We start from the raw sequence: 11925 nt of genomic DNA on the forward strand, positions 1-11925 counted from the left end.
AGGCTCATCGTTCACCGGCTTCCGCCCCGGGCACACCGTGCGCGCCGGGGCTCCCTGGAGGGGAACCATGGCTGGAACCCGCAATACCGCCATCGCCGTCGTCGTGGCCGCGCTGGCCCTGACGGCGACCGCGTGCAACAACGACGAGAAGAAGACCGACGCCGGGCCCGCCGCGCCGGCCACGGCCGCCGCGCAGCCGGAAACGGCCGCGCCGGCCCCGACGGCCGAGCCGACCAAGGCGCCGCCGGCCAAGCTGACCCCGGCCGCCTACCTCAAGCTGGTCACCGAGAAGACCGGCTCGCAGACCTCCGCCAGGATCACCGAGAAGATCAGCGTCGGTGGCGGCGAGATCACGGCCACCGGCGCCGTCTCCTGGACCGACGGCCTCCGGGGCGAGCTGCTGATGGACATGTCGGGGACCCCGGCCGGCAAGCGGCTCTCCGTCCTCACCGGCGGCGCCACGATGACGGCCCGCTACCTCAAGGACGGGATGTACATGCGGGTCGGCGGGCAGGCGGTGGAGGAGCTGGACGGCAAGCACTGGCTGCACTACGCCTACGCCGACCTGGCCAAGCAGGGTGCCGTCGGCGGCGACCAGCTGAAGAACGCCGACCCGGTCGAGGGGGTCCGCACCCTGATCGCCTCGGGCAAGGTCAGCGAGGCCGGTCAGGAGACCGTCGGCGGCAAGCAGACCACGCACTACACCGGTGTGCTCACGGCGGACGACGTGGCCGCCGCGACCGGCCGTGGGCTGACCGCCGAGCAGGCCGAGAGGCTGAAGAAGAACCTCGGCACCGCCGGCATCACCAGCGAGACGGTCGACGTCTGGGTGGACGCCGACAACCTGGTGGTCCAGCGGACCGAGCAGGCCGACACCAAGGCCGGCCCGTTCAAGGTCACCGTCACCTACTCGGACTACGGCACCAAGGTCCCCACCGAGGCGCCCGACCCCTCCGACGTCGCGGAGCTCGCCGACCTCGTCAAGGCCGGCCAGGGGGGCGCCACCACCTGAGCGGCCCGCTGGTGGCAAGGTGGCTCGGAGCAGACGGAACAGACGGAACAGGCGGGACGGGTCGTACCCGGACGGGACCGGAAGGGGAGCAGGGATGGCGGTGCGGCAGCGGCTGGCCGCGGCGGTGGCCGCGTCGCTGCTGGCGGGCGCCCTGACGGCCTGCGGCGGGGGCGGCGGCACACCGTCCGGGCCCTCCGGCACCCCGACGACGGCCAGCGCCTCCCCGACCGGCCCGGCCAAGCCGACCGACCGCTCGCCGCACGGCGTCCTGCTCTCCGCCCAGCTCGCCATGCAGACCGCCCGCCGGGCCAAGGTCAGCTACCGGCTGGGGGCCGACGCAGGCTCCGGCCCGCTGTTCTGGCTGCCGAAGACCGCGCTCCAGGTGAAACGGTCCACCCCGGCCGAGGCCGAGCAGCTGATCGTGGTGGACACCGTGGCGTACCAGGGCGGCGACGTCGCCACCGCGGCCCGGCTGGGCGGCCGGCACTGGGAGCGGTTCGCCGGCCCGCCGGGCCCGGACGGCCACCGGGAGATCCCGTACGCGGGGCTGATCGACCTGCTCAACCCGGTCGAGGCGCTGGCCGCCGCGACCGCGGACGGGGTGGAGGCGCAGTTCGTCGGCGAGGAGAAGTTCGAGGACTCGGCGGTCGAGCACTACCGGGTCACCACCGACGCCGAGCGGTACGCGGCCGCGCAGACCCAGCTGAGCCAGGCCCGCCGGGACGGCCTGCGTGCCGCGCTCGCCCCCGGCGGGTCGGTCTCGCTGACCCTGGACCTCTGGCTCAACGACAAGGACCAGCTGGTCAAGCTGCAGCGGACCGGCACCGGGGAGAGCGGCCGGGCGGACGACGCGGTGCTCTACTCCGAGCTCGCCGGCTCGCTGTCGGTGCAGGCCCCGGCCGAGGCGGACGCCGTCGACGAGGGCACCCGCAGCGTCCCGCCGCTGGCCCGCTGAGGGCCGTCGGGGAAAGCGGCTGGGGAGCGTCGGGGGCCGGCGGGGAGCCGGCGGGGGCGGGCGATTTGCCCCGGACGGCGCGGGCCGGTTACTGTGGCGGAGCCAAAGACCGCTGGTTGTCGCCGTGCTCTCGCGAGAGGGTGCGCGACCGAAGGATCTGCGCCTCGTCGCAGGCAGCCCGCGCAGGACTGTTTGGAGCTTGGACTTCCGGGTTCCCCGTGTTCGCACGTGGGCCTGTCGAGGTCGTGCTGAGCCCCGTGCGCCTGCGCACCGGGGCTCTTCTGCTGTTCCGCAGGGGTTTTCCTTCCGTCCGGTGGTCTGCGGCGCGAATGGTCGACTCTTGCGGTCGGCCGGACTTCGACATCACGGAAGGAGGCGTACGCCTATGGCTAGGCCCGACAAGGCTGCTGCCGTCGCCGAGATCACGGAGATGTTCCGTGGCTCGAACGCGGCCGTGCTGACCGAGTACCGCGGTCTGACGGTGAAGCAGGTCAAGACCCTGCGTCGCTCGCTGGGTGACAACGCCCAGTACGCCGTGGTGAAGAACACGCTGACCAAGATCGCGGCCAACGAGGTCGGGATCACGGAGCTCGACGACCTGTTCGCCGGTCCGACGGCTGTTGCCTTCGTCACCGGTGACCCGGTGGAGTCGGCGAAGGCTCTGCGTGACTTCGCCAAGGAGAACCCCGCTCTCGTCATCAAGGGCGGTGTTCTTGATGGCAAGGCACTGTCCGCCGATGACATCAAGAAGCTCGCGGACCTCGAGTCCCGCGAGGTGCTGCTCGCCAAGCTGGCGGGTGCCCTGAAGGCCAAGCAGTCCCAGGCTGCCGCGCTCTTCCAGGCCCTGCCGTCGAAGCTCGTCCGCACTGTGGACGCGCTGCGCGACAAGGTCGAGCAGGGCGGTGCCGGTACGCCGGCTCCCGCCGCCGAGGACGAGGCCGCGGAGTAATTCCGCAGGCTCACGCCTCGCTGCGGGCCCGTGCCCGCCCAACCCGTACATACGGCACCACCTGCCGATTTAGTGGAAGGACGCCATCATGGCGAAGCTGACCCAGGACGAGCTGCTCGCGCAGTTCGAGGAGCTCACCCTCATCGAGCTCGCCGCCTTCGTGAAGGCCTTCGAGGAGAAGTTCGACGTCACCGCTGCCGCCCCGGTCGCCGTTGCCGCCGCCGGTGGCCCGGCCGCCGCGGCCGAGGCCGTCGAGGAGCAGGACGAGTTCGACGTCATCCTCGAGGCCGCTGGCGACAAGAAGATCCAGGTCATCAAGGAGGTGCGCACCCTGACCTCCCTCGGCCTGAAGGAGGCCAAGGACCTCGTTGACACCGCTGGTGCCAAGGTCCTGGAGAAGGTTGCCAAGGACGTTGCCGAGAAGGCCAAGGCCGCCCTCGAGGGTGCCGGCGCCAAGGTCACCGTCAAGTGACTCTCCTCCGGCCCTGAGGGCCGGGAGGTGCCTTCACGCCCCCTGCGGGGCTGAGGATGCCGGGGCCGGGCCGATCACCCTTGCGGGTGGTCGGCCCGGCCTTTTCACGTACCCGGGCCCGGCCGGGCGGCCGGACCGCGTTCCGCCCGCGCGGCCGGGCGCGCACTCGGCACTGTCGGTGCGGACGGGTATGGTGATCGCTGTGATCGGGAGTGGCCCTCACCACGGCTTCTGTAACGCCGGGCGGGTCCGCAGCGATGAACGGGTCGAGGTCCGCACCGGAGGCGGGCCCTTGACGAACCAGGCGCGGCGCGCGATTCTCAAGGCGCGAGCCCGCCCGGTTGGTCTGCTGCTGGATGCATAACCAGCGCCTCCGGAGGGAAGTGACTCCACGTGAGTTGTGGAGGCCCGGGGCTCCCGGGCCAGTGCAGTACCCGGTGGGCGTCCGCGTCCGCCGGCTACCGGGAGGAGTCTCCGATTCGGTTTCCGAATCAGAGCTGGACAGCAGTGTGCCGTTTGGCTACACTGTCCCTTTGCGCTGCCTGTTAGCTGCTCCGTGACTCGTCGCCCGGAGTTTGCGTTGCCCTGAAGGGGTCTGGCATCGCCTCCGCAAAACGGCTCTGACCTGGGGTTCCACCCACGGCAGAGGCCAGTGGCGAGGGAGGCGGGACCAAGCCCAAGCAGGCCCGGCTGGTACGCGCGTAGTGAGCTCCGAGCCCTCGGAAGGACCCCCCTCTTGGCCGCGCCGCGCAACGCCTCGAACAATTCCGCCGCATCCACCGCCCCGCTCCGCGTCTCGTTCGCGAAGATCAAGGAGCCCCTTGAGGTCCCGAACCTCCTGGCCCTGCAGACCGAGAGCTTTGACTGGCTGCTCGGCAACGCGGCCTGGAAGGCCCGGGTCGAGGCGGCCCTGGAGAGTGGTCAGGACGTCCCCACCAAGTCCGGTCTGGAGGAGATCTTCGAGGAGATCTCGCCGATCGAGGACTTCAGTGGGTCGATGTCGCTGACCTTCCGCGACCACCGTTTCGAGCCGCCGAAGAACTCCATTGACGAGTGCAAGGACCGCGACTTCACGTTCGCGGCTCCGCTCTTCGTCACGGCCGAGTTCACCAACAACGAGACCGGTGAGATCAAGTCTCAGACGGTCTTCATGGGCGACTTCCCGCTCATGACCCACAAGGGCACGTTCGTGATCAACGGCACCGAGCGTGTCGTCGTCTCGCAGCTGGTCCGCTCCCCGGGTGTGTACTTCGACTCCACCCTGGACAAGGTGTCCGACAAGGACATCTACTCCTGCAAGGTCATCCCCTCGCGTGGTGCCTGGCTGGAGATGGAGATCGACAAGCGCGACATGGTCGGCGTCCGCATCGACCGCAAGCGCAAGCAGTCCGTCACCGTGCTGCTCAAGGCGCTCGGCTGGACCAACGAGATGATTCTCGAGGAGTTCGGCGAGTACGAGTCGATGCGCGCCACCCTGGAGAAGGACCACACCCAGGGCCAGGACGACGCGCTGCTGGACATCTACCGCAAGCTGCGCCCGGGCGAGCCGCCGACGCGTGAGGCCGCGCAGACGCTGTTGGAGAACCTGTACTTCAACCCGAAGCGCTACGACCTCGCGAAGGTCGGCCGTTACAAGGTCAACCGCAAGCTGGGCAACGCCGAGTCGCTGGACTCCGGCGTGCTCACCGAGCCCGACATCATCGGTGCGATCAAGTACCTGGTGAAGCTGCACGCGGGCGAGACCGAGTGGCGTGACGACGAGGGCCGCGACATCGTGGTCGAGGTCGACGACATCGACCACTTCGGCAACCGCCGCCTGCGCAACGTCGGCGAGCTCATCCAGAACCAGGTCCGTACGGGTCTCGCCCGTATGGAGCGCGTCGTGCGCGAGCGCATGACCACCCAGGACGTCGAGGCGATCACGCCGCAGACCCTGATCAACATCCGGCCGGTCGTCGCCTCCATCAAGGAGTTCTTCGGCACCAGCCAGCTGTCGCAGTTCATGGACCAGACGAACCCGCTGTCGGGCCTGACCCACAAGCGTCGTCTGTCCGCCCTCGGTCCCGGTGGTCTCTCCCGTGAGCGCGCCGGCTTCGAGGTCCGTGACGTGCACCCCTCGCACTACGGCCGCATGTGTCCGATCGAGACCCCCGAAGGCCCGAACATCGGTCTGATCGGGTCGCTGGCCTCGTACGGCCGGGTGAACGCCTTCGGCTTCATCGAGACCCCGTACCGCAAGGTCGTCGACGGTGTGGTCACCGAGCAGGTGGACTACCTCACCGCCGACGAGGAGGACCGCTACGTCATCGCCCAGGCGAACGCGCCGCTGACCGTGGACCTGCACTTCGCCGAGCCGCGCGTCCTGGTCCGCCGCCGTGGTGGCGAGATCGACTACATCCCGGGCACCGAGATCGACTACATGGACGTCTCGCCGCGCCAGATGGTGTCGGTCGCGACCGCCATGATCCCGTTCCTCGAGCACGACGACGCCAACCGCGCGCTCATGGGCTCGAACATGATGCGCCAGGCGGTGCCGCTGCTGAAGAGCGAGGCTCCGCTGGTCGGTACCGGCATGGAGTACCGCTGCGCCGTCGACGCCGCGGACGTCATCACCGCCGAGAAGCCCGGTGTCGTCCAGGAGGTCTCGGCCGACTACGTCACCGTGGCCAACGACGACGGCACGTACACCACGTACCGCGCCGCCAAGTTCACCCGCTCGAACCAGGGCACCGCCTTCAACCAGAAGGTGCTCGTGGACGAGGGCGCCCGGGTCGAGGCCGGCCAGGTCCTGGCCGACGGCCCGTGCACCGACGAGGGCGAGATGGCCCTCGGCAAGAACCTGCTCGTGGCGTTCATGTCGTGGGAGGGTCACAACTACGAGGACGCGATCATCCTGTCGCAGCGCCTCGTGCAGGACGACGTCCTCTCCTCGATCCACATCGAGGAGCACGAGGTCGACGCCCGTGACACCAAGCTCGGCCCCGAGGAGATCACCCGGGACATCCCGAACGTCTCCGAGGAGGTCCTCGCCGACCTCGACGAGCGCGGCATCATCCGGATCGGCGCCGACGTCGTCACCGGCGACATCCTGGTCGGCAAGGTCACCCCGAAGGGTGAGACCGAGCTGACCCCGGAGGAGCGCCTGCTCCGCGCGATCTTCGGTGAGAAGGCGCGTGAGGTCCGCGACACCTCGCTGAAGGTGCCGCACGGTGAGTCCGGCAAGGTCATCGGCGTCCGCGTCTTCGACCGCGAAGAGGGCGACGAGCTGCCCCCGGGCGTGAACCAGCTGGTCCGCGTCTACGTGGCCCAGAAGCGCAAGATCACCAACGGTGACAAGCTCGCCGGCCGCCACGGCAACAAGGGTGTCATCTCCAAGATCCTGCCGGTCGAGGACATGCCGTTCCTGGAGGACGGCACCCCGGTCGACATCATCCTCAACCCGCTGGGTGTCCCGTCCCGAATGAACCCGGGACAGGTCCTGGAGATCCACCTCGGGTGGCTCGCCAAGCAGGGCTGGGACGTCTCCGGCCTCGCCGACGAGTGGGCCCAGCGCCTGCAGGCGATCGGCGCCGACACCGTCCAGGGCGGCACCAACCTCGCCACCCCGGTCTTCGACGGCGCCCGCGAGGACGAGATCACCGGCCTGCTGGACAACACCACCCTCACCCGTGACGGTGAGCGCCTGGTGAACTCCACCGGCAAGGCCCGGCTGTTCGACGGCCGCTCCGGCGAGCCGTTCCCGATGCCGGTCTCGGTCGGCTACATGTACATCCTCAAGCTGCACCACCTGGTCGACGACAAGCTGCACGCCCGCTCGACCGGCCCGTACTCGATGATCACCCAGCAGCCGCTGGGTGGTAAGGCGCAGTTCGGTGGTCAGCGCTTCGGTGAGATGGAGGTGTGGGCCCTTGAGGCATACGGCGCCGCGTACGCGCTGCAGGAGCTGCTCACCATCAAGTCCGACGACGTTCTCGGCCGTGTGAAGGTCTACGAGGCCATCGTCAAGGGCGAGAACATCCCCGAGCCCGGCATTCCCGAGTCCTTCAAGGTCCTCATCAAGGAAATGCAGTCGCTCTGCCTCAACGTGGAGGTGCTGTCCTCGGACGGCCAGTCCATCGAGATGCGGGACTCCGACGAGGACGTGTTCCGCGCCGCCGAGGAGCTCGGCATCGACCTGTCCCGGCGCGAGCCGAGCAGCGTCGAAGAGGTCTGACGGAGGTTGGGCCGGCTCTTAACCACTGAGAGCCGGCCCGCCCCCAGGCCCCCCTCAGACCACACGAACGACTCTCGACTTACGAAAGAGGGCTTGACGACCAGTGCTTGACGTCAACTTCTTCGACGAGCTCCGCATCGGCCTGGCCACCGCCGACGACATCCGCCAGTGGTCGCACGGCGAGGTCAAGAAGCCGGAGACCATCAACTACCGCACCCTGAAGCCCGAAAAGGACGGCCTCTTCTGCGAGAAGATCTTCGGCCCGACCCGGGACTGGGAGTGCTACTGCGGTAAGTACAAGCGCGTCCGCTTCAAGGGCATCATCTGCGAGCGCTGCGGCGTCGAGGTGACCCGCGCCAAGGTGCGCCGCGAGCGGATGGGCCACATCGAGCTGGCCGCCCCGGTCACCCACATCTGGTACTTCAAGGGTGTCCCGTCCCGTCTGGGCTACCTGCTCGACCTGGCGCCGAAGGACCTCGAGAAGGTCATCTACTTCGCCGCCTACATGATCACCTGGGTGGACGACGAGCGTCGCCAGCGCGACCTCCCGTCCCTGGAGGCGCACGTCTCGGTCGAGCGCCAGCAGATCGAGAACCGCCGCGACTCCGACCTCGAGGCCCGTGCCAAGAAGGCCGAGACCGACCTGGCCGAGCTGGAGGCCGAGGGCGCCAAGGCCGACGTGCGCCGCAAGGTGCGCGAGGGTGCCGAGCGCGAGATGAAGCAGCTGCGCGACCGCGCGCAGCGCGAGCTCGACCGCCTCGACGAGGTGTGGGCCCGCTTCAAGAACCTCAAGGTCCAGGACCTCGAGGGCGACGAGCTGCTCTACCGCGAGCTGCGCGACCGCTTCGGCACCTACTTCTCCGGCTCGATGGGCGCGGCGGCCCTCAAGGACCGCCTCGAGACCTTCGACCTGGCGGAGGAGTCCGAGCGCCTGCGCGAGATCATCCGCACCGGCAAGGGCCAGAAGAAGACCCGTGCGCTGAAGCGCCTCAAGGTCGTCTCCGCGTTCCTGCAGACCACCAACAAGCCCAACGGCATGGTGCTGGACTGCGTCCCGGTCATCCCGCCGGACCTGCGTCCGATGGTGCAGCTGGACGGTGGCCGCTTCGCGACCTCCGACCTGAACGACCTGTACCGCCGTGTCATCAACCGCAACAACCGCCTGAAGCGGCTTCTCGACCTCGGCGCGCCCGAGATCATCGTGAACAACGAGAAGCGCATGCTCCAGGAGGCGGTCGACGCCCTGTTCGACAACGGTCGTCGCGGCCGCCCGGTCACGGGCCCCGGCAACCGTCCGCTGAAGTCCCTCAGCGACATGCTGAAGGGCAAGCAGGGTCGTTTCCGCCAGAACCTGCTCGGCAAGCGCGTCGACTACTCGGCCCGTTCGGTCATCGTCGTCGGCCCGCAGCTCAAGCTGCACCAGTGTGGTCTGCCCAAGGCCATGGCGCTGGAGCTCTTCAAGCCGTTCGTGATGAAGCGCCTGGTCGACCTGAACCACGCGCAGAACATCAAGTCGGCCAAGCGCATGGTCGAGCGCGCCCGCCCGGTCGTGTGGGACGTGCTCGAAGAGGTCATCGCCGAGCACCCGGTGCTGCTGAACCGTGCACCCACCCTGCACCGCCTCGGCATCCAGGCCTTCGAGCCGCAGCTGGTCGAGGGCAAGGCCATCCAGATCCACCCGCTCGTCTGCACCGCGTTCAACGCGGACTTCGACGGTGACCAGATGGCCGTCCACCTGCCGCTCTCCGCGGAGGCGCAGGCTGAGGCCCGCATCCTGATGCTGTCCTCGAACAACATCCTGAAGCCGGCCGACGGTCGCCCCGTCACCATGCCGACCCAGGACATGGTGCTCGGTCTGTTCTTCCTCACCTCGGACCGCGAGAACGTGAAGGGCGCCGGCCGCACCTTCTCGTCGACCGCCGAGGCGATCATGGCCTTCGACGCCCGCGAGCTGGACGTCCAGGCCCCGATCGAGCTGCGTCTGGCGATCGGCACCGTCCCGCCCCGTGGCTGGACCGCGCCGGTGGACGAGGACGGCCAGTCGACCTGGTTCGAGGGCGAGTCCTTCCGCCTGCACACCACCCTGGGCCGCGCGCTCTTCAACGAGCTGCTGCCCGAGGACTACCCGTTCGTCGACTACGAGGTGGGCAAGAAGCAGCTCTCCGCGATCGTCAACGACCTGGCGGAGCGCTACCCCAAGGTCGTCGTCGCGGCGACCCTGGACAACCTGAAGGCGGCCGGCTTCCACTGGTCGACCCGTTCCGGTGTCACCGTCTCGATCTCCGACGTCGTCGTCCCGCCGACCAAGGGCCAGATCCTCGAGGGCTACGAGGCGCAGGCCGAGAAGATCCAGAAGCAGTACGAGCGCGGTCTGATCACCAACGACGAGCGCAAGCAGGAGCTCATCGGCATCTGGACCCGGGCGACCAACGAGGTTGCCGAGGCCATGAACGAGAACTTCCCGAAGACGAACCCCATCTTCATGATGGTCGACTCGGGTGCTCGTGGAAACATGATGCAGATGCGCCAGATCGCCGGTATGCGTGGTCTGGTGTCGAACGCCAAGAACGAGACGATCGCCCGTCCCATCAAGGCGTCGTTCCGTGAGGGCCTCTCCGTGCTGGAGTACTTCATCTCCACCCACGGTGCCCGTAAGGGTCTGGCCGACACCGCCCTCCGTACCGCCGACTCCGGCTACCTCACCCGTCGTCTGGTCGACGTCTCCCAGGACGTCATCATTCGCGAGGAGGACTGCGGCACCGAGCGCGGCCTGAAGCTGGCGATCGGTTCCGTGGGCGCCGACGGCGTGCTGCGCAAGGCCGACGACGTCGAGACCAGCGTGTACGCCCGCATGCTCGCCGAGGACATCACCGTCGACGGCAAGCTGCTGGCCACCGCCAACACCGACCTCGGTGACGTGCTGATCGACGAGCTGATCCGCCACAACATCGCCGAGGTCAAGACCCGCTCGATCCTGACCTGTGAGTCGGCCGTCGGCACCTGCGCCATGTGCTACGGGCGCTCGCTGGCCACCGGCAAGCTGGTCGACATCGGTGAGGCGGTCGGCATCATCGCCGCCCAGTCCATCGGTGAGCCCGGTACCCAGCTGACCATGCGTACCTTCCACACCGGTGGTGTGGCCGGTGACGACATCACCCAGGGTCTGCCGCGTGTCGTCGAGCTCTTCGAGGCCCGTACCCCCAAGGGTGTGGCCCCGATCTCGGAGGCGCAGGGCCGGGTCCGCATCGAGGACACCGAGAAGACCCGCAAGCTGGTCGTCACGCCGGACGACGGCACCGACGAGATCGCCTACCCGGTCTCGAAGCGTGTGAAGCTGCTCGTCAGCGAGGGCGAGGCGGTCGAGGTCGGCCAGAAGCTGACCATGGGTGCCACCAACCCGCACGACGTGCTGCGGATCATGGGCCAGCGTGCCGTCCAGGTCCACCTGGTCGCCGAGGTCCAGAAGGTCTACAACTCGCAGGGTGTGTCGATCCACGACAAGCACATCGAGATCATCATCCGGCAGATGCTCCGCCGCGTGACGATCATCGAGTCGGGCGACGCCGAGCTGCTCCCGGGCGAGCTCGTCGAGCGCGGCCGCTTCGAGCAGGAGAACCGTCGCGTGGTCTCCGAGGGCGGTCACCCCGCCTCCGGCCGTCCGCAGCTGATGGGTATCACCAAGGCCTCGCTGGCCACCGAGTCCTGGCTGTCGGCCGCCTCCTTCCAGGAGACGACCCGGGTCCTCACCGACGCGGCGATCCACGCCAAGTCGGACCCGCTGCTGGGCCTCAAGGAGAACGTCATCCTCGGTAAGCTCATCCCGGCCGGTACGGGTCTGCCCCGCTACCGCAACATCCGGGTCGAGCCGACCGAGGAGGCCAAGGCCGCCATGTACTCGGCCGTCGGCTACGACGACTACGACCTGTCGCCCTTCGGCGCCGGCTCCGGCCAGGCGGTTCCGCTGGACGACTACGACTACGGCCCGTACACCGGCTGAGTCTCCGATCGCAGGGCGGTCACCCCGGACGGGGTGGCCGCCCTGCGGCGTTCCCGGGGGCCTCCGGGGTGTGCTTCCCGAGGGCGTCCGCGGGCCGCCGGGTCAACCGATTGGGCTTTTCGGGCGAAGTCGCGTAAGGTCGTGTTCACCGACGCGGGGTGGAGCAGCTCGGTAGCTCGCTGGGCTCATAACCCAGAGGTCGCAGGTTCAAATCCTGTCCCCGCTACTGCATCGAAGGGCCCGGAGGCATCTCGCCTCCGGGCCCTTCGGCGTTCCCGGACCCGGTCTCCCCCGGGCGGGGGAGAACGGGGAACCGCCCCCCCCGGC

At 68.8% G+C, this 11925-nt stretch carries 6 protein-coding genes and 1 tRNA gene; all 7 read left to right on the forward strand.

The genetic code is table 11. The annotated features are described in order from the left end of the window. Positions 1–67: 67 nt before the first annotated feature. Positions 68–1012, forward strand: a complete 945-nt coding sequence (locus tag ABZ885_RS12125; protein WP_360186775.1) for a hypothetical protein — start codon at positions 68–70, stop codon at positions 1010–1012. Between the two features lie 94 nt (positions 1013–1106). Next, positions 1107–1967, forward strand: coding sequence for a hypothetical protein (locus ABZ885_RS12130; protein WP_360186777.1), 861 nt, complete (start codon positions 1107–1109; stop codon positions 1965–1967). Between the two features lie 385 nt (positions 1968–2352). Beyond that, positions 2353–2916: a 50S ribosomal protein L10 gene (gene rplJ / locus ABZ885_RS12135; protein WP_238863793.1), complete on the forward strand. Its 564-nt coding sequence runs from the start codon at positions 2353–2355 to the stop codon at positions 2914–2916. 88 nt (positions 2917–3004) lie between these two features. Then, complete coding sequence (gene rplL / locus ABZ885_RS12140) at positions 3005–3388, forward strand: 50S ribosomal protein L7/L12 (protein ID WP_360186779.1); 384 nt, start codon at positions 3005–3007, stop codon at positions 3386–3388. A 736-nt stretch (positions 3389–4124) separates the two neighbouring features. After that, complete coding sequence (gene rpoB, locus ABZ885_RS12145) at positions 4125–7601, forward strand: DNA-directed RNA polymerase subunit beta (RefSeq protein WP_360186781.1); 3477 nt, start codon at positions 4125–4127, stop codon at positions 7599–7601. Between the two features lie 103 nt (positions 7602–7704). Beyond that, positions 7705–11598, forward strand: coding sequence for a DNA-directed RNA polymerase subunit beta' (locus tag ABZ885_RS12150; RefSeq protein ID WP_360186782.1), 3894 nt, complete (start codon positions 7705–7707; stop codon positions 11596–11598). 152 nt (positions 11599–11750) lie between these two features. Then, positions 11751–11824 (forward strand) — tRNA-Met (locus ABZ885_RS12155). Positions 11825–11925 lie beyond the last annotated feature (101 nt).

It is taken from the genome of Kitasatospora sp. NPDC047058 (genome assembly GCF_040643935.1).
Classification (GTDB): domain Bacteria; phylum Actinomycetota; class Actinomycetes; order Streptomycetales; family Streptomycetaceae; genus Kitasatospora.

Bases quoted from the DNA above. Each gene is read 5' to 3' on its own strand.
- ABZ885_RS12125 (WP_360186775.1), top strand. From the start codon at position 68: ATGGCTGGAACCCGCAATACCGCCATCGCCGTCGTCGTGGCCGCGCTG.
- ABZ885_RS12130 (WP_360186777.1), top strand. From the start codon at position 1,107: ATGGCGGTGCGGCAGCGGCTGGCCGCGGCGGTGGCCGCGTCGCTGCTG.
- rplJ (WP_238863793.1), top strand. From the start codon at position 2,353: ATGGCTAGGCCCGACAAGGCTGCTGCCGTCGCCGAGATCACGGAGATG.
- rplL (WP_360186779.1), top strand. From the start codon at position 3,005: ATGGCGAAGCTGACCCAGGACGAGCTGCTCGCGCAGTTCGAGGAGCTC.